Genomic DNA, 18,738 nt, shown 5'->3' with positions numbered 1-18,738 from the left:
CTGGCCATTTTATGTCGAAGTGTGAAGGAAGTAACCATGTTTCAATCGGTCTCGGACTCTCGGATCAGTCAAGGCTGCTTGACAATCGGCAGATCAGATTGCCTCGATGTCGAATGGCCAAGCTGAGCGGAGACACGAACGAAGCACTGCCGCTCGTGGAGCGGATCGCAGGATGCACGCTTTGTGCCGACCGGTTTGCCGCGACGGCAATCGGCCACCAGCCCCGTCCCGTGGTGTGGTTTCGACCTGGCGCGCGACTGCTGATCGCTGGCCAGGCGCCCGGCGCGCGGGTACATGCTTCGGGGCGTCCGTTCACGGATCCGTCGGGTGACCGATTGCGCGACTGGCTGGGCATTGACGCGGCGACCTTCTATGACCTCGACAGAGTGGCGGTGGTGCCGATGGCATTCTGCTTTCCGGGATATGATACGCGCAACGCCGATCTGCCGCCGCCGCCGATCTGCGCCAGAACCTGGCGTCGTGACGTGATGGATCTGTTGCGTGAGGTTCGCCTGACGATCCTGGTGGGTGGCCACGCGCAGAAATGGCATCTGGAGACACGACAGCCGGTGACGCGCGTCGTCGAAGGCTGGCGGGACCATGCGCCGCGCGTGTTTCCCTTGCCTCATCCGTCCTGGCGCAATACCGCATGGCTGAAGAAAAACCCGTGGTTTGAATCCGACTTGCTGCCGGTCCTGCGCAGCCGGGTGCAGGAGGTGTTGACATGACCGAAACGACCCCGCTGGACACAGCGCATGCCGCAATGTTTGCGGCCCCTGACGATGATGCCGCGCGGCTTCGCTTTTACGAGCGCCTGGGCGACAATGAACTGTTCCTGTTGCTTACCGAAGAGGCGCAGGGCGACTCCCTCTCGCCTGAGGTGTTCGAATTGGCAGACGGGCAATTCGTATTGGCCTTTGACCGCGAAACACGGCTTGCTCAGTTCATTGGCCGCCCGGCACCCTATGCGGCGCTATCGGGACGGGTCCTGTCGCGGATGCTGGCGGGGCAGGGGATTGGAATGGGTCTCAATCTCGACGTCGCGCCATCGTCGATCCTGATTCCCGCTGACGCTCTGGCATGGCTGTCTGAAACATTGACACATGCGCCGGACGAAATCACATCGCGGATTTCCGAAATCTCTGTCCCGGTCGGTTTGCCTGAGGCGGTGATCTCAGCACTGGATACAAAACTCGCCACGGCATCAGGATATGCGCAGGCGGCCTACCTGGTGGGCGTGGAGTATGAGAACGGATCGCACGGACACCTGTTGGGATTTGTTGAGGCTCGCCCCGAGGCACAGGCCGCCCTGGCCAAGGCCGCGGGCGAAGCGCTGACGTTTTCCGGTGTCGAGGCCGGGTCAATCGACGTTGCGTTCTTTGAGGCCGCAGACAGGATAACGGCCAAACTGGATCGGTTCGGTTTGCGATTTGATCTGCCCGGGCCGCCGGAACCGGACGTGGCCGGACACGCCGCGCCGGGAACCGACCCGGACAAGCCGCCGATCCTGCGGTGAACCCCCTGCATTCTGAAACATTTCACCGCATTCCGGTCACGCGCCATCCGGTTCCCTCACACCCGCGCGAGCAGGGCTGCGCATCCTGAAAACCATCGGATAGAGTTGCGCCACGCGGGCGGCATTGGGCCGACGCAACGCATGAAAGGATTTGCGATGAAACGTTTCGCCTTGGCCATTGTCGCCGCCACGACTCTGGCGCTTCCGGTGTTTGCCGGTGAACAATACGTGGATGGCACCAGCTACGCGGTCTCCGGCTACGATGTGGTGGCGTATCGCAGCCTGACACAGAACCCGGTCGGCACCAAGCAGCCTGGCGGCGTTCCAGGCCGGGCTGACATCACCACGGATTACAACGGTGCGACCTTTGCCTTTGCCAGTGAAGAGAACCGCGACCTGTTTCTTGCAGATCCCGAGAAATACGCGCCCCAGTTCGACGGGCACTGCGCCTATGGCGTTAGCAAGGGCGGCAAGGTGCCGGGCAATCCAAACCTTTGGCGGATCGTTGATGACAAGCTCTATCTCAACATTACCGAAAACGTGGTCGGGTTCTGGGAAGAGGATATTCCGGGCAATCTCAACCTCGCCAACGGCAATTGGCCCAAGATCGAACCAACGCACGCCTCAGCAAGCCCGATTCCGAATTTCACCTCTTCGGCTCCGGCCGCCAACTGATCTCGAGACGAAACGGAACGATCATAGCATGGCCTGCCCCGGTTACGCGGGGCAGGTTCGTCGGTTGAACCCTGACCTTCTGTGCAGCCCGTTGAGAGGAACGTCTGAAACCGGCGTTTCCCGCAGACGTGGTGGGAAATGGGAGACGAACTTGCGCAGGGTGGAAACTCCATGGCCTGAAGCGTTCCGCGCCAAGCCTTGACCATCGAGGCTGCCTGAAATCATGAATTTCAAGGTGTTCGATGATAGCAGATGATCCAAACTAAACGTGAAACGCCTTGGAACACAGCCAGTGGTCTGCGTCGCCGCACAGGGCCGCGGCGACCGATCCAGTTGCTTATCTGCGACGGTCGCGTCGGGCGCTCATCGGTTGAAACGCGACGCCAACATGGGCCTCGCAATAGGGCTTGCCCGCTTGAACAGGCAGACCGCAGAACCAGAAATCTTCGGTTGCCGGATCACCAACCGGCCATTTGCAAGTGCGCTCGGTCAGTTCCATCAGGCTGATCTTCTTGGATTTCTTTTCAACCTCGTTGACCTTGGCCAATGCTTCGGGGCTGATCTCGTTGGCGGATGGCTGCGGTGGCAGCGGCTGACCGGCCGGAATGATCTGCTTGCGCACATGCGCGACAGGTTTGACTTCGGTCGAAGGCTCCGGCACCGGCCTTGCGGCCTCGGTCTTGGGCATCGGGCGCGGCTTTGGCTCGGGCTTGGGCGCGGCGGCGGGCTTGGCCTTGGCCTCGGGCTTGGCAGCGGCGGTAGCGCCGGAATTGCGGTTGGACAGGCCAAGGCGATGCACCTTGCCGATCACCGCGTTGCGGGTCACTCCACCAAGTTCTTTTGCGATCTGGCTGGCCGACTGGCCTTCCCCCCACATTTTCTTGAGCGTCTCGACGCGCTCGTCAGTCCAGGACATGGGCTACCTTTCCAGCTAAAAAGCGGCCCCCGTAACAGGCCGCTTTTGATGTCTCTCGGGTCCCTATTCTAATCACTGTGGCCCGAGTTACAAGGCGTCTTGCGTGGCGGTCGGCCTGACCCGCGCCTCGCGCAACGCCAGCAACAGCGCGCCGGCGATGATCGTCGTGGCCCCGATCAGCGAAATCGCATCGGGTACGACACCAAAGCCGACAAAATCGTAGACCGCTGCGGCGATCAGGGTGGCATAGCTGAACGGCGCGACAAAGCTGGCATCGGCCCGGGCCATCGCATTGACAAACAGCGTCTGGGCGCAGGCCATCAGGATACCCAACCCGGCAAGCGCCACCCATTGCGGCCCCGTCGGCGGTGTCCAGAAGGGGACAACCGCCACCGTGGCAATGCCAAGCCCGATTGCATTGTTGACCAACAGGATCTGAAAAACCGGCTCGCGTCCCGAGAGCTTCTTGATAAAGATCAACTCCATGCCCATCACCATTGCCGCCGCCAGCGCCAGCATTGCCGCGGGTTGAAAGCTGTCAGGTGTCGGGCGCAGCAGGATCATCGCGCCAACAAGCGCAATTCCTGCGGCACTCCAGCGCACGGGGCCGACGCGTTCGCCCAAGAGCGGTATCGCCAACACCATCGCAAAGACCGGATTCAGGAAAGAGATCGCCGTGGCATCTGCCAGCGGGATGTAGGCGACCGAGGCAAACATCAACGTGACGCCAAGCCAACCAAACGTCGTGCGCCCGATATGCAGGCGCCAGTTGGGTCGGCTGAGTGACGGTCGCGCAACCGCTGCAATGCCGGCGAGCGCGGCAAAGGCGAACAGAAACCGCCCATGACTGATCTGCAGCACCGGCAAGGCCGGCCCCAGGGCATCGGTACCCAGTGCTTTTGCAAACAGGGTCGTTGCCGCGATAAACGCGGTTGCAAGCAGGATAAGGAGGGCAGCAAGGGCCGGATTCTGTGCTTTGGGAACGAACATGCCCTTGGCATGGCCCGGAGCGTGGTCCGGTACAAGCGCTATCAGCCGGGGGAGTACCGCAGGGTGCCATCCTCAAGATCGGCAACAGGTAAAGTCTCGCGATCCGAGAAGTAATCCTGTGTCATGAGCCAGGGTTGCCGATCGCCCTGTTTCGGCATGATGTCCAGCCCCCGCAAGATATAGCCCGCATTGAAGTTCTCGGGGTCGACCCAGGGTCGGGCTGGCATGTCCGCATCCTCGGGGCGCAGCGCGGGAACAACCGATGCGGCCTGCCGCTCCTGCATATGCGCAATCAGGCGGCACACATAGGTCGACACCATGTCGGCACGCATGGTCCAACTGGTCCGCAGATAGCCAAACACCATGGCAAGATTTGGCAATCCGGTCAGCATGACCCCCCGATGGGTCCAGCTCTGCGAAATATCGACTGCTTTGCCATCGACAGAAAATTCGATATCTCCAAGTGCATTCAAGACCAAGCCGGTCGCGGTCACGACAATGTCGGCATCAAGCTCTTCACCGGAGTCCAATTCCAGCCCGTGCGCGGTGAACCGCGCGATGGTGTCGGTGACAACCGACGCTTTGCCCGATCGGATCGCAACAAACAGATCCCCTTCCGGCACGATCGCGAGGCGTTGCCGCCAGGGGCGGTAGGACGGGGTAAAATGCGTCGCGACATCATAATCCGGTCCCAGGTAGGCCTGCGTTGCCGCGATGAGATCGGCCGCCAGCGCGTCTGGCTCTTCGAATGAACGCCGCGTGATGATTTGCTGTTCATGCAGAAACCTGCGCCGCAGAATTTCATGCTCCCACGCCGCCGGCAGGTCGAGCGCTCGCAGGGTTTCGATAAAATCATCTGTCGCCGGGCGGGGATAGTAGTAGGTGGGTGACCGCTGAAGCATCGTCACATGCTTTGCAGTCTTTGAAAGTGCCGGAACCAACGTTGCCGCCGTTGCCCCCGAACCAATCACCACAACCCGCTTGCCGGTGTGATCCAGGTCCTCGGGCCAGGTTTGCGGATGGACGATCTGCCCCTCAAAATCGGCCATCCCGGGCCACTCCGGTTGATAGCCCTCGGAATGACGGTAGTAGCCCGAGCACATCCAGAGAAACCGGCAACGGATGGTTTCTGTCCCCTGCGAATGCCTGACGGCCACCTGCCAGATGCTGTCGTCGCTGTCCCATTCGGCGCGTTCCACGGTTCGACCAAACCGAATATGGCGGCGCAGGTCGTTTTCTTCGATGGCTTCGTCAAGATAGGCAAGGATCTCCTTGGCCGTCGCGATCGGGATGCCCGTCCAGGGTTTCCATTTGAAACCAAAGGTAAACAGATCACTGTCAGAGCGGATGCCGGGAAACTTGTGGGTGCGCCAGGTCCCGCCGATATCCCGCTTGCTGTCAAGGATGGCAAACCGCTGTTTCGGCATGGTCGTGGTCAGATGATAGGCGGCGTCAATCCCCGATATCCCCGCCCCGATCACAAGAACGTCTAGATCGGGACCGACGTCAGTGCTGGTCGCGGTGGCTGGCTGTGACATTCGAGGCTCCCTGGCAATGCTGGTGGCGACTATGGCAGACTTCACCGGACGGCGGAACGCCTCTCGCCTGGCATTCTTCGTGTTCCTAGTACGTTCCACGCGCGGTTCAATCCATCGTCGTTCCGGGATGGCCTGAAAATTGGGCTTTGCAAGCGTGATTTCCTTCGCTATCAAGCGATTCATGGTCAAGAACGAACATCTCATTTCGTTGCGACGCCGACGCATCACCGCGTAACCGGCTCGTTTGACCCTGCGCCCGTCCGAGGCGCGCCCTTCCCATAAAATCGTTGACGACACCGCCCAAAGTGAGTCACTCACAGGGCTTCTTGCCTGAAAAGGATGATCCGATGATCCCGTCTGTTCTGCCGACCTATAACCGCGCGCCGCTCAGCTTTGTCAAAGGCGAGGGCAGTTGGCTGATCGAGGCGGACGGGCGACGCTTTCTCGACCTTGGGGCGGGGATCGCCGTGAACGCCCTGGGCCATGCCCACCCGACTCTGGTCAAAGCCTTGACCGATCAGGCGCAATCGCTCTGGCACGTGTCCAACCTCTATCAGATCCCGCAGCAACAGGCGCTGGCTGACAAGCTGGTCGCGGCAACCTTTGCTGATACCGTATTCTTCACCAATTCCGGGACCGAGTCCTGCGAACTGGCGATCAAGATGGCGCGCAAATACTGGTATGACAAAGGCCAATCCGACAAGACCGATATCATCACCTTTGACGGCTCTTTTCATGGCAGATCCTCGGCCGGCATTGCTGCGGCGGGGTCGGAAAAGATGACCAAGGGATTTGGCCCGCTGTTGCCGGGCTTTGTTCATCTGCCCTGGGCTGATATCGATGCTGTGCGCGCGGCGATCATCGACACGGTCGGGGCGATCCTGATCGAGCCGGTTCAGGGCGAAGGCGGTATCCGCCCGTTACCCGATCAACACCTCAAGGAATTGCGTGCAATCTGTGATGCCCATGATCTCCTTCTGATCCTGGACGAGGTGCAATGCGGCGTGGGCCGGACCGGTCGGTTGTTTGCCCATGAATGGGCGGGCATCGCACCTGATATCATGATGGTTGCCAAGGGCATCGGTGGCGGTTTTCCTCTCGGCGCAGTGCTGGCAACCGAAAAGGCCGCTGCCGGTATGACAGCGGGCACTCACGGGTCGACCTATGGCGGCAACCCTCTGGCCTGCGCCGTGGGGTGCGCGGTCATGGATATCGTTGCCGAGCCCGCGTTCCTTGCCGATATCAACCGCAAGGCCGGCCAGCTGCGACAGGCGCTGGAGGGATTGGTCGCTGGCCACCCCGACACATTTGAGGCGGTGCGGGGCACGGGTCTCATGCTTGGCGTCAAATGCAAGGTGACCAATCTCGATGTGGTCAATGCCGCCTATGATGCAGAGCTGATCACCGTTCCCGCAGCAGACAACGTCATCCGTCTGCTGCCTCCGCTCACCATCAGCGCAGACGAGATTGCCGAATCTGTGGCGCGCCTTGATCGCGCGGCGACCAGTCTGGAAACCGCCTGAACTTCATCTTTGCGAAAATACTCCGGGGGTGTGGGGGCTGGCCCCCACCCGGTCCCGCTTAACCCTGCCCAGGAAAAAGGCACTAACATGAACCATTTCCTCGATATCCACAAAACCGATTCAACCTCGCTGCGGCAGATGATCGAAACCGCCGGGCGGATGAAAAACGCCCGGCACGATCGCCCCAAGGGCGCGCCGGACGACGAACTGCCGCTTGCCGGGCGCATTGTTGCGCTGATATTCGAAAAGCCCTCGACCCGCACCCGGGTCAGCTTTGATGTCGGTGTCCGCCAGATGGGCGGTGAAACCATGGTGCTGTCGGGCAATGACATGCAGCTTGGACATGGCGAGACCATTGCCGACACCGCCCGCGTGCTCAGCCGCTATGTCGATATGATCATGATCCGGACCTTCGATGAATCCGTTCTGATCGAAATGGCCGAATACGCAGATGTGCCGGTTATCAACGGGCTGACCGACCGCACCCACCCCTGCCAGATCATGGCCGACATCATGACCTACGAGGAGCATCGCGGTCCGATCGCGGGCAAGAAGGTGGTGTGGACGGGGGATGGCAACAACGTCTGTGCCTCGTTCCTTCATGCGGCCGGACAGTTCGGGTTCGATTTCACGTTCACCGGTCCCGCGCAGCTTGACCCCGATGGCGATTTCGTCGGGTTTGCCCGCCAGCAAGGGGCGACCGTCACCATCGAACGCGACGCGCGCGCGGCGGTGCAGGGTGCCGATCTGGTGGTGGCCGATACCTGGGTGTCGATGCATGACGCGCAATCCGCCCGCGAGCGGCGGCACAATATGCTGCGCCCCTATCAGGTCAACGCCGCGCTGATGGCAGAGGCCAAGCCTGACGCGCTGTTCATGCATTGTCTGCCCGCTCACCGCGAGGAAGAGGTCACATCCGAGGTCATGGATGGTCCGAATTCGGTGATCTTCGACGAAGCCGAAAACCGCCTGCACGCGCAAAAGGCGGTGATGCGCTGGTGCCTCGGGGTCTGATCGGGGTGCAGCCTCGCGCTGTGTGAACAAGATCATAGACCTGGAACCGTCGCCGTCCTACCGTCTCGCATGAAGCATCCGATGCGGCGCATATGAGGAGACAGGCATGGCCACGGTGAACCACACGTTCAAGTTCGAGAAGAAGTTCAAGGTCAAGGGCACTGCGGACCTGACGCCATCGCTGGACGTCAAGCTGGATTGCGCGTTTCCTCTTGATGGCACCGAGGTCGCGCTGGCCAAGAAGATCGAAAAGAACTTTGCCAAGCAATACGAGAAGCTCATCATTGGTCAGCTGGCGCATTTCGAAAAGTGGCTGAAGGAAAAGCAACAGAAAATCGACGAGGCCAAGGCGCTGCACAAGGCAATCAAGAAAATGACGCCGAAGACAGAGGGTGACTTCAAGAAGCTCGGCGGCGAACTCAACAAGCTGGATAAGCTGAACAGTTATGTTGCTGCGCTTGAGGACGATTTTGAGGACTTGTCCAAGAATTGGGCCCAGAACGTGATCGACCAGCAGGCCGAGATTGCCATCATGTTGGCCAAGAAACAGGCTGGTGCCAAGTTGCTGAAGGACAAGAAGACCCGGATGGTCCTGGGCAAGGTGATCAAGGGGGTGCTGATCGTGTCGGCGATTGCGGTCGGCGTGGTCGCCCTCGTCGCCAGCGCCGGCACGGCTGCGCCGCTGGTCCTGGGCCTGGGAATCGCGGCGGCGTCGCTGAGCGGGCTGGGCGGGCTTATCGGATTTGCGAAAACCGTCGCGCGGGACAATGATCTTGAACAGAAGGTCATCAAGAACGTTGAAAGCGATCTCAAGCAGATCTCTTCCGCGCTGGATCCATTGGGCAGCAGCTCAATCGGCAAGCATGTGCTCGAGCTTGAGACGATCGTGAAACAACGCAATTCAGAGTTGGCGACGCTGAAGATGGAATTGAAGAAAACCATCGTCATGCTGGATTCCCAGATCAAGGCGGGTCGCGATCTGGCGGCAGACAAGAGCGTTCAGGAACTGTTCAACAACAAGGAATTTCAGAAACGGGCTGCAGAGTTCGCCAACCTCCGCAAGGAGGCCGCCGGGATTGGCAAGAAAATCGAAAAGGCAAGCTCTGTGGCCGCAAAGGGCGACCGCCTGTGCAAGGAGTTGAGGGAGTTTGGCGTCAAGATCGACGAATTCTCGAAATACTACAAATCCAGTTCGGTGGGCGGCAATCTCAAGTCCTACTTCAGCAATGTAGATGGTTATGTTGATCTGGCGAAGTCACTCGGTGCGTTCCGCCCCGGTGCAAGCCTCGCTGGCTAGGGTCGAGCCCGCTGCGCCACTGGATGTGAAAAGCCCCCGCTGTTTGCGGGGGCATTGTCATTGTATCTGAACCTGCCCGCAAAGGGCAGGGCATGTATTTCGGTGCTTCAGAGCTTCTCGGTGAGTTCTGGAACAGCGGTGAAGAGGTCAGCGACAAGACCGAAATCGGCGACCTGAAAGATCGGGGCCTCTTCGTCCTTGTTGATCGCGACGATGATCTTGCTGTCCTTCATACCGGCGAGGTGCTGGATCGCACCGGAAATGCCAACGGCAACATAAAGATCGGGGGCGACAACCTTGCCGGTCTGACCGACCTGCCAGTCGTTCGGGGCATAGCCCGAGTCGACCGCGGCGCGCGAGGCTCCAACAGCCGCGCCCAGCTTGTCCGCGAGCTTCTCGATCAGCGCAAAGTCCTCTTCCGATCCGACGCCACGACCACCGGATACAACCACGCCCGCGCTGGTCAGCTCGGGGCGGTCGCTTTCGGCGACCTTGTCCTCGATCCATTCCGACAGGCCGGGGTTCTCTGCGGCAGAAATGGTTTCAGTGGTGGCCGATCCACCTTCACCGGCGGCATCAAATGTCGATGTCCGGATGGTTACGACTTTTTTCGCATCGGCGGATTTCACGGTCTGGATGGCGTTGCCGGCATAGATCGGGCGCTCGAAGGTGTCGGCATCGACAACGCCGGACACATCCGAAATCACCATCACGTCCAGCAGTGCAGCAACCCGTGGCATCACGTTCTTGGCGTCGGTCGTGGCAGGGGCAACGATATGATCGTAATCTCCGGCCAGTGACACGATCAGCGCAGCCGTCGATTCCGCCAGGCGGTGGCCCAGCGACGGATCCTCGGCGACCAGGACCTTGGATACGCCATCGATCTTGGCGGCGGCTTCACCCGCGGCGGCCGCAGACGCACCACAGCAAAGCGCAGTCACATCGCCCAGTTTCGTTGCAGCGGTGACCGCCTTGGCGGTCGCGTCCATCGCCAGTTCACCATCGGTGACTTCGGCAAGCAAAAGAACAGCCATTATACAGCTCCCACTTCCTTGAGTTTCGCAACCAGCTCGTCCACCGACGCGACCTTGATCCCGGCAGCGCGGGTTGCAGGCTCGGCCGTGCTGACGATTTCAAGACGCGGGCTGACATCAACGCCGTAATCCGCAGCCGTCTTTTCGTCCAGGGGCTTTTTCTTGGCCTTCATGATGTTGGGCAGGCTGGCATAGCGCGGCTCGTTCAGGCGCAGGTCCACGGTCACGATGGCCGGCATCTTGACCTTGATGGTCTGCAACCCGCCGTCGACTTCGCGCGTGACAACCGCGCTGTCGCCATCGATGTCCAAATCGGAGGCAAAGGTGCCCTGCGACCAGCCCAGTAGGGCCGACAGCATCTGGCCTGTGGCGTTCATGTCATTGTCGATCGCCTGTTTGCCGCACAGCACCAGACCCGGCTGCTCTTCGTCAACGATCGCCTTGAGAATCTTGGCAACCGCCAGAGGTTCGATATCGGTGTGAACGTCATCCGCCGCCACAACCAGAATCGCCCGGTCAGCACCCATAGCCAGCGCAGTGCGCAGGGTTTCCTGCGACTGCTTCACGCCGATGGACACTGCGATGATCTCCTCGGCCTTCCCTGCTTCTTTCAGGCGAATGGCCTCTTCGACGGCAATTTCGTCGAACGGGTTCATCGACATCTTCACATTGGCCAGATCGACACCGCTCCCGTCCGCCTTCACGCGAACCTTCACGTTATAGTCGATCACGCGCTTGACAGGCACCAATACCTTCATCTGCGGTTCTCTCCTCAAATAGGACCAAGCCGGTCATCGACTCGGTCCGATGCATTCCTGAAGTTGATAGCGGGGCAAAGCAGCGGGAAACAGGGCAAAATCGTCACGTTTTCCGGGTTGGACGTCGCGTTTCTTGTTTTCTACCAGGAAAGACGGAAGCGCGGTTGGCTGATGGTGACTCAGCGATTTGCTCCGGGAACCCATAGAACATCGGCTTTGCCGTTGTCGTTCGCCATCCGCGCCGCGACGAAGAACCAGTCGCTTAGCCGGTTCAGATATTTGACCGCCGACGTGTTCACCGGCTCAGACGCGGCCAGTTCGACCGCCAGCCGTTCCGCGCGGCGCGACACTGTGCGACACACATGCAATTGCGCCGCCAGGGCGCTGCCACCGGGCAGGATGAAACTGCGCAGCGGGCTCAGATGCGCGTTCATCGCGTCAATCTCGGCTTCCAACCGGTCCACCTGCGCATCGATCATGCGCAGCGGCGGGTATTCCGCCGAGGCATCCTTGTCCATGTCGGGCCGACACAGATCGGCGCCGAGATCGAAAAGATCGTTCTGAATGCGCGACAAGGCCGTGTCGGTCTCGCCCTCGGCATGCAGGCGGGCAACACCGACGAAACTGTTGAGTTCATCCGATGTACCATAGGCAGACACCCGCAATGCGTTCTTGGCAATGCGATCACCATTACCGAGCGCGGTATCGCCGCCATCGCCGGTGCGCGTATAGATCTTGTTCAGGACCACCATGTCGTCAACCTCCACTTCCACGCAGCCAGACAAAGAGCAGAATGAGGCATACTGCGACAAACTGCGCGATGATCCGCAGGCGCATCATCTTGTTTCCGTATTTCTGATTGAACGCGCCACCCTTGGCGAACCCACCGATGCCGATCATCAGGATGATCACCACGGCGGCCATCGCCACAAGGATCACCGGAAAGAGTAGATCGTTCATATCGCCTCCAAGGTCTTGTCACCTGCGCAGTGATGTAGTCGCCCAAGGCGCAAAAGCGAACCGCTAAATCTAGATCCGCGACACGATGCGGTCAATCATCCGGCTTGACAGTACCCGTTTCAGGTAACCGCCGATATAGGTCGCCATCGTCACATAGTACCGTGGCGCAGGCGCGGCGCTGTCAAGGGCCCGCACCAGTTTTGCGGTGACAGCGCTCGCAGGCAATTCGAACCTTTCTGGCCCGGTGCCTTCGTACATGCGCGGTATCAGGTGCGCTTCATAGTCCGCGCGGCGCGGGGAATTTCGCCAGTCTATGTACTCTTCAAAATAGGGGATACCTTTCTCGCGAAACATCGTCGTGATCGGGCCGGGTTCGATCAGTACCACCTGGATACCGGTGTCCCGCAACTCGATTCGCATCGTATCGCTCAGCCCTTCCAGCGCATGTTTGGTCGCCGCATAGGCGCCGCGCCAGGGGATCGCGAGAAACCCGAGCCCTGACGAGCATTGCACGATATGCCCATGCCCCTGCGCCCGCATGACCGGGATCACCCGTCGGGTCAGTTCATGCCAGCCAAAGAAGTTGGCCTCGAAAATGGCACGCAGGCCATCGGTCGATAAATCCTCGACCAGACCGGCCAGTTGGTGTGCGCCATTGTTGAACAGTGCATCCAGCGTGCCCCCCGTCGCCTCGAGCACATGTTCCAATCCGCTTCTAATGCTGTCTGCATCGCAATAGTCGATGCGGGGGCTTTCAAGCCCCTCGGCGCGTAACCGGTCGCAATCCTCCTGTTGCCGGCACGCCGCGAATACGCGCCATCCCAGCCTGCGCAAGGTTTGTGCCGCGTCCAGACCAATGCCCGAGGAACAACCGGTAATTAGGATGGACTTCTGCATGGGATGCGCCTGTTGATGACTCTTGGTCAATGCCTATGCCCGCTGTGGCGGCGCACTGCAACAGAACTCACTCCGTCTCGGCAATACCGAAGACTAGCGTCCGGCCTTGCTGACCAATGATGCGGAGATCCAGCCAAGTTGCTGTCCGGGCACGGTACGCAGGCGCAACCATCCGGTGCCGCTTTCGCTCAACACCTCAACAGATTGGCCGATATTCAACCGTGCAACGACTGGATAGATCGTGCCGGGTCCATCGCGCATGTTGACCCGCGTTCCGATGATTTCGCGCAGGTCGGCATCCTGCGGCGCAAAACCGTCGATTTGCCTTGCCGTTTCGGTGGCAGCATCTGATTCGGTGGCAGAGTTGGCGCGGCTCAAGCCGGCAGCGCCAAGTTCCAATGAGACCAGCGACAGATCAGACGCTTGCGCACCATTCGAAACCAGTGTCAGGCCCTGGCTCAGACTGGCCCGCACCTGTTGAAGCTCCGCTGATGGCGCCCGTGGTTCGGCTTTGGCTGTCTCGGGTTCTTTCGCCACTGCCGGCACGATCGCCGATTTGCTCACCAGGGTCGCGGGTGCCACGCGAACCGGTTTGTCCGCAACGATGTCGACGCGACGGGGGGCCTTATCGGTTGCCGCCGCATTTGCAGTTTCGGCAATCTGTGGACGGTCGGGCGGCTGAAAATCAGACCCCCCGCTCATTTCGTAGAACACCAGCGCCAGAACGGCGAAAGAAACAAGAACCAAGCGCATAGGGCGCCCTCCAACCAAAAAAATCACCAACCAGAAACCCGGTCACTCACCAAACAACAATCCAATCATAGCGAACGCGTCGATTCGATGCATGGGGAAGAGTGCGGAAATATCGTCATCCTGCGAAAATCGACATTGGGCAACCAAAAACGAAGCGGGTCGCTTTACCCGGCTCGATCAGGCGCGTATCACAGCATCTATGAGTGATCTGGTTGATGACCCCAACATGAAGCCCGAAAAAGGTATCGGCGAAGTGGCCGAGCCGCTGCGTCGCGCAATCGGCGAGCGCTACCTCACGTATGCGTTATCGACAATTATGCACCGGGCTTTGCCGGATGCACGCGACGGGCTCAAACCGGTACACCGGCGAATCCTTTATGCGATGCGCGAATTGCGGCTCTCCAGCAATGGCGGCTTTCGCAAGTCCGCCAAGATCTCCGGTGACGTGATGGGCAACTATCACCCGCATGGCGACGCCGCCATTTATGACGCCATGGCCCGGCTCGCGCAGGATTTCAACGTGCGATATCCGCTGGTCGACGGGCAGGGGAACTTCGGCAATATCGACGGTGATAACCCCGCCGCCTCGCGCTATACCGAGGCGCGGATGACCATCGTTGCCGAGGCGCTGCTGGAAGGGCTGAACGAGGACGCGGTCGATTTCCGCGACAACTATGACGGCACGCTCACCGAACCGGTGGTCCTGCCTGCACAGTTCCCACATCTTCTCGCCAACGGTTCCAGCGGCATTGCCGTCGGTATGGCGACCAACATCCCACCGCACAATATTGCCGAGCTTTGCGACGCTTGCTTGCATCTGATCAAGACGCCGGACGCGCGCGATGACACATTGCTCAAATATATGCCGGGGCCCGATTTTCCGACGGGCGGCGTGATTGTCGAACCTCCGGAGAACATCGCCAATGCCTATCGCACCGGGCGTGGATCGTTCCGGCTGCGCTGCAAGTACGAGATAGAGGATCTGGGCCGTGGACAGTGGCAGGTCGTGGTCACCGAGATACCCTACCAGGTGCAGAAATCCCGGTTGATCGAAAAGATCGCCGACCTGATCCAGACCAAGAAGATCCCGATTCTCGCCGATATTCGCGACGAGAGTGCCGATGACGTCCGCATGGTTCTCGAGCCTCGGTCAAAGAACGTGGATCCCGAAGTGTTGTTGGGCATGCTCTATCGCAACTCCGATCTCGAGGTGCGGTTCTCGCTGAACATGAACGTGCTGATCGACGGGGTTACGCCCAAGGTCTGCTCGCTCAAGGAAGTGTTGCGCGCATTCCTTGATCACCGGCAGGAAGTTCTGCTGCGCCGCAGTCGCCACCGCCTTGCCAAGATCGACCACCGGCTCGAAGTGCTCGAAGGCTTTATCGTGGCCTTCCTCAATCTCGACCGGGTGATCGACATCATTCGCTATGATGACGACCCCAAGACCGCGCTGATGCGCGAGGACTGGTCCCGCGACTTTGTGCGTGCCACGTCCGAGAGCGACTATCAATCCCCGCCGGAAGGTGAAGGCGAACTCTCCGAGATTCAGGTTGAAGCGATCCTGAACATGCGCCTGCGCAGCCTGCGCCGTCTCGAAGAGATGGAACTGCGCAACGAATATGATGCGTTGATGAAAGAGCGTGCCGAAATCGAAGACCTTCTTGCCGATCCGAGCCTGCAATGGGCAAAAATCGCCGAACAGCTCAAGGAAACCAAGAAGACATTTGGCAAGGATTATGAATCCGGTACTCGACGCACGCTCTTGGAAGAGGCGGGCGAGGTCGAAGAGGTGCCGCTCGAGGCCATGATCGATCGCGAACCGATTACGGTGGTGTGTTCACAGATGGGCTGGATCCGGGCGATGACCGGTCATATCGACCTGAACCGCGAGTTGAAGTTCAAGGACGGCGATGGTCCGCGGTTCATCTTTCATGCGGAAACCACCGACCGCCTGTTGGTCTTTGGCAGCAACGGGCGGTTCTATACCCTGTCCGCCGCCAACCTGCCGGGCGGGCGGGGTATGGGCGAACCGCTGCGCCTGATGGTCGATTTGCCAAACGAGGCCGAGATCGTCGACCTGTTCATTCATGCGCCAGAGCGCAAGCTGCTGGTCGCCTCCACTGCGGGCAACGGTTTTGTGGTGCCCGAATTGGATGTCATCGCCCAGACTCGAACTGGTAAACAGGTGCTGAACGTGGGTGATGCTGCACGGGCCTGCATCTGTCGTCCGGTTCTGGGCGATCACGTGGCCGTGGTGTCCCAGAACGGCAAGTTTCTCGTGTTCCCGACCGAAGACCTACCCGAAATGGGGCGCGGCAAGGGCGTGCGGCTTCAGAAGTACAATATGGCGCGCGGCAAGCAGGGATCGCTGGAGCTTGACGGCGGCTTGGCTGATGTCACCACATTCAACTGGACCGATGGTCTCAGTTGGGAGATGGGCGGCGGCAAGACCCGGCATGAACCCGACCTGACCGAATGGCTTGGCAAACGTGCCGGCGTCGGCAAGCGACCACCCTATGGCTTTCCGCGCAACAACCGATTCACTTGAGGTGCATCCGCGTTTAGAGGGAGGCATTGCGCCGGGAACGCGCTGCCGGCCGATCACATCGGCGACAGACAGCCTCCATATGTTTGCACCGTCAGGCGTGCTGGTCTATCTGGGTGCAAAACACGAGGCTAACGAGTGAGTAACATGATCCGAATTATTGCCCTGCTGGGCGGGCTGACACTGATGGTGGCCTGCAATGTCGGTCCGCAGGACCGCGTTCCCGATTCACTCGGCGCATTCAGCCTTGGCCACAATGTGGTCGTCGCAAAAAAGGCGCGGCAAGGTCCGATCTCGCGCGATGCGACACCCGAAGAATGGGAAAGCACGATCAAGAACGCGGTCGCCGCACGGTTCGGTGGTTTTGACGGTGATCAGCTCTATCATCTTGGCATCAGTGTCGAAGGCTACATGCTGGCCCCCGAAGGGTTCATCTATAACCCGCGTTCGATGCTGATCCTCAATGTCACCGTCTGGGACGATGCCGCCGGCAAGAAGCTCAACGATGAGGTGCATCAGATCACCGTGGTCGAGGATTCCACCACCGCCACCTTTTTCAAGGGGTCGGGTCGCGAACGCACCAAACAGGAACAGATGGACGGGCTGACCGCGAATGCGCTGGACCAACTGGGCGATTGGTTGTCCGAGCGCCACAAGGAAGATGGCTGGTTTGAAAAACGCCCTGAAACCCTCACGGCGGTTACACCTCTGGTAGAGTGACCGTTGGGCGACTCAGGACAGGCTTGATTTTCCCTTCCGAACCTCATATGTCGCGCCCGCACTCGACGTAAATGCGGGCCGATCCGGCCCCCCAAAATCAACAGAAGGCGCCTGCAGATGGGTAAGGAAAAGTTTGAGCGTAACAAGCCGCATGTGAACATTGGCACGATTGGCCATGTTGACCATGGCAAGACGACGCTGACGGCTGCGATCACGAAGTATTTTGGTGATTTCAAGGCATATGACCAGATCGACGGCGCGCCGGAAGAGAAAGCGCGCGGGATCACGATCTCGACCGCGCATGTGGAATACGAGACCGATGCGCGCCACTATGCGCATGTCGACTGCCCCGGCCACGCCGACTATGTGAAGAACATGATCACCGGTGCGGCGCAGATGGACGGCGCGATTCTGGTTGTGAACGCGGCTGACGGCCCGATGCCGCAGACCCGCGAGCACATCCTGCTGGGCCGCCAGGTCGGCATCCCGACCATGGTCGTCTACATGAACAAGGTCGACCAGGTGGACGACGAGGAGCTGCTCGAGCTGGTGGAAATGGAAATCCGCGAGCTGCTGTCCTCCTACGAGTATCCGGGCGACGACATTCCGATCATCCCCGGGTCTGCCCTGGCCGCCCTGGAAGGTCGCGACGAAGAGATCGGCGAAAAGTCGATCCGCGCGCTGATGGAGGCCGTCGACAGCTGGATCCCGACCCCCGAGCGGGCGATCGACCAGCCGTTCCTGATGCCGATCGAGGACGTGTTCTCGATTTCCGGCCGTGGTACGGTTGTGACTGGCCGGATCGAGCGTGGCGTGATCAACGTGGGCGACACCATCGAGATCGTCGGCATCCGCGACACCAAATCGACCACCTGCACCGGTGTGGAAATGTTCCGCAAGCTGCTGGATCGTGGTGAAGCGGGCGACAATGTCGGCGTCCTGCTGCGCGGGATCGACCGTGAAGGTGTCGAGCGCGGCCAGGTGCTGTGCAAGCCCAAGTCGGTGAACCCGCACACCAAGTTCGAGGCCGAAGCCTATATCCTGACCAAGGATGAAGGTGGCCGTCACACGCCGTTCTTCGCCAACTACCGTCCGCAGTTCTACTTCCGCACCACGGACGTGACCGGGACCGTGACGCTGGCCGAAGGCACCGAGATGGTGATGCCGGGCGACAACGTCTCCTTCGGCGTCGAACTGATCGCGCCGATCGCGATGGAACAGGGCCTCCGCTTCGCCATCCGCGAAGGCGGCCGCACCGTCGGCGCCGGCGTCGTCAGCAAAATCCTCGACTGATCGAGGCACTTCGCGTCTGCGCCATGCAGACGTGTTTAGGGCGCTTTGCCTGCAAGCCGCCACACCGCGAACATTGTTTTCAGAGGCCGCCCTAGATGGGGCGGCCTTTTTTTCGGCCATTCGCAGCTGAACAGGTGACGCCACTGATCCCGCAAGTGTGGATTGGATCGAAAAGTACTACGCATATCTGCCCGTGCCGGTGCGCGAGGCGCTGACGGTCGAGGCGACTCGTGTCGGGCGACGGCGCCATTGTGATCCCGAGTGGGGTCAATACAAATCCCGGTGCCGATCCGTCGGATATCGAACCGG

General features: G+C 60.1%; 18 protein-coding genes. 9 read left to right on the top strand and 9 right to left on the bottom strand.

Annotated features, from left to right (window positions below):
• The first annotated feature begins 113 nt into the window (after positions 1-113).
• From QO231_RS14445 to QO231_RS14435, 3 genes are all read left to right on the top strand, one after another.
• Positions 114-728 (top strand): uracil-DNA glycosylase family protein, encoded by a 615-nt coding sequence (locus QO231_RS14445; protein ID WP_316777691.1) that lies wholly within the window; start codon positions 114-116, stop codon positions 726-728.
• Positions 725-1,516 carry an SseB family protein gene (locus QO231_RS14440; RefSeq protein WP_316777689.1) on the top strand — a complete coding sequence of 264 codons (792 nt, stop codon included), beginning with the start codon at positions 725-727 and terminating at the stop codon, positions 1,514-1,516. Before QO231_RS14445 ends, QO231_RS14440 begins: the two co-directional genes overlap by 4 nt.
• A gap of 156 nt (positions 1,517-1,672) precedes the next feature.
• Positions 1,673-2,191: a YHS domain-containing (seleno)protein gene (locus QO231_RS14435; protein WP_316777687.1), complete on the top strand. Its 519-nt coding sequence runs from the start codon at positions 1,673-1,675 to the stop codon at positions 2,189-2,191.
• A gap of 337 nt (positions 2,192-2,528) precedes the next feature.
• On the opposite strand, the gene QO231_RS14430 is transcribed toward QO231_RS14435, so the two are convergent.
• From QO231_RS14430 to QO231_RS14420, 3 genes are all read right to left on the bottom strand, one after another.
• Positions 2,529-3,107: a GcrA family cell cycle regulator gene (locus QO231_RS14430; RefSeq protein WP_316777685.1), complete on the bottom strand. Its 579-nt coding sequence runs from the start codon at positions 3,105-3,107 to the stop codon at positions 2,529-2,531.
• 87 nt (positions 3,108-3,194) lie between these two features.
• Entirely contained in the window at positions 3,195-4,097 is a 903-nt protein-coding gene (locus QO231_RS14425) for a DMT family transporter (RefSeq protein WP_316777682.1), read from the bottom strand.
• A 41-nt stretch (positions 4,098-4,138) separates the two neighbouring features.
• Complete coding sequence (locus QO231_RS14420; protein WP_316777679.1) at positions 4,139-5,635, bottom strand: flavin-containing monooxygenase; 1,497 nt, start codon at positions 5,633-5,635, stop codon at positions 4,139-4,141.
• A gap of 347 nt (positions 5,636-5,982) precedes the next feature.
• Between QO231_RS14420 and QO231_RS14415 the strand changes: the two genes are divergently transcribed.
• The 3 genes from QO231_RS14415 to QO231_RS14405 all read left to right on the top strand — a co-directional run bounded on the left by QO231_RS14415 (position 5,983) and on the right by QO231_RS14405 (position 9,469).
• Entirely contained in the window at positions 5,983-7,158 is a 1,176-nt protein-coding gene (locus QO231_RS14415; protein ID WP_316777677.1) for an aspartate aminotransferase family protein, read from the top strand.
• 87 nt (positions 7,159-7,245) lie between these two features.
• Positions 7,246-8,172: an ornithine carbamoyltransferase gene (gene argF, locus QO231_RS14410; RefSeq protein ID WP_316777673.1), complete on the top strand. Its 927-nt coding sequence runs from the start codon at positions 7,246-7,248 to the stop codon at positions 8,170-8,172.
• 106 nt (positions 8,173-8,278) lie between these two features.
• A complete protein-coding gene (locus QO231_RS14405) occupies positions 8,279-9,469 on the top strand; it encodes a hypothetical protein (protein ID WP_316777670.1) in 1,191 nt (396 codons plus the stop codon).
• A gap of 107 nt (positions 9,470-9,576) precedes the next feature.
• On the opposite strand, the gene QO231_RS14400 is transcribed toward QO231_RS14405, so the two are convergent.
• The 6 genes from QO231_RS14400 to QO231_RS14375 all read right to left on the bottom strand — a co-directional run bounded on the left by QO231_RS14400 (position 9,577) and on the right by QO231_RS14375 (position 13,871).
• The gene (locus tag QO231_RS14400; RefSeq protein WP_316777667.1) at positions 9,577-10,503 is read right to left on the bottom strand and encodes an electron transfer flavoprotein subunit alpha/FixB family protein; all 927 of its coding nucleotides are present in this window, start codon (positions 10,501-10,503) and stop codon (positions 9,577-9,579) included.
• Complete coding sequence (locus tag QO231_RS14395; protein ID WP_316777664.1) at positions 10,503-11,261, bottom strand: electron transfer flavoprotein subunit beta/FixA family protein; 759 nt, start codon at positions 11,259-11,261, stop codon at positions 10,503-10,505. Before QO231_RS14395 ends, QO231_RS14400 begins: the two co-directional genes overlap by 1 nt.
• 179 nt (positions 11,262-11,440) lie before the next feature.
• Positions 11,441-12,013 (bottom strand): cob(I)yrinic acid a,c-diamide adenosyltransferase, encoded by a 573-nt coding sequence (locus QO231_RS14390; RefSeq protein ID WP_316777662.1) that lies wholly within the window; start codon positions 12,011-12,013, stop codon positions 11,441-11,443.
• A 4-nt stretch (positions 12,014-12,017) separates the two neighbouring features.
• Positions 12,018-12,221, bottom strand: a complete 204-nt coding sequence (locus tag QO231_RS14385; RefSeq protein ID WP_316777659.1) for a twin transmembrane helix small protein — start codon at positions 12,219-12,221, stop codon at positions 12,018-12,020.
• A 69-nt stretch (positions 12,222-12,290) separates the two neighbouring features.
• Positions 12,291-13,118, bottom strand: coding sequence for an SDR family NAD(P)-dependent oxidoreductase (locus QO231_RS14380; protein WP_316777656.1), 828 nt, complete (start codon positions 13,116-13,118; stop codon positions 12,291-12,293).
• Positions 13,119-13,211: 93 nt separating this feature from the next.
• Positions 13,212-13,871 (bottom strand): SH3 domain-containing protein, encoded by a 660-nt coding sequence (locus QO231_RS14375; RefSeq protein ID WP_316777653.1) that lies wholly within the window; start codon positions 13,869-13,871, stop codon positions 13,212-13,214.
• A gap of 199 nt (positions 13,872-14,070) precedes the next feature.
• On the opposite strand from QO231_RS14375, the gene parC reads away from it, so the two are divergent.
• The 3 genes from parC to tuf all read left to right on the top strand — a co-directional run bounded on the left by parC (position 14,071) and on the right by tuf (position 18,429).
• Positions 14,071-16,419: a DNA topoisomerase IV subunit A gene (gene parC, locus QO231_RS14370; protein WP_316777650.1), complete on the top strand. Its 2,349-nt coding sequence runs from the start codon at positions 14,071-14,073 to the stop codon at positions 16,417-16,419.
• A gap of 144 nt (positions 16,420-16,563) precedes the next feature.
• Positions 16,564-17,136, top strand: a complete 573-nt coding sequence (locus QO231_RS14365) for a hypothetical protein (protein WP_316777647.1) — start codon at positions 16,564-16,566, stop codon at positions 17,134-17,136.
• A gap of 117 nt (positions 17,137-17,253) precedes the next feature.
• Positions 17,254-18,429, top strand: coding sequence for an elongation factor Tu (gene tuf / locus QO231_RS14360; protein WP_316777589.1), 1,176 nt, complete (start codon positions 17,254-17,256; stop codon positions 18,427-18,429).
• Positions 18,430-18,738: the final 309 nt, after the last annotated feature.

Source organism: Sedimentitalea todarodis (assembly GCF_032595355.1).
In the GTDB taxonomy this organism is placed as follows: Bacteria; Pseudomonadota; Alphaproteobacteria; order Rhodobacterales; family Rhodobacteraceae; genus Sedimentitalea; species Sedimentitalea todarodis.
The sequence above is the reverse complement of the archived record's forward strand: the minus strand, read 5'-3'. Positions and strand labels throughout refer to the sequence as shown.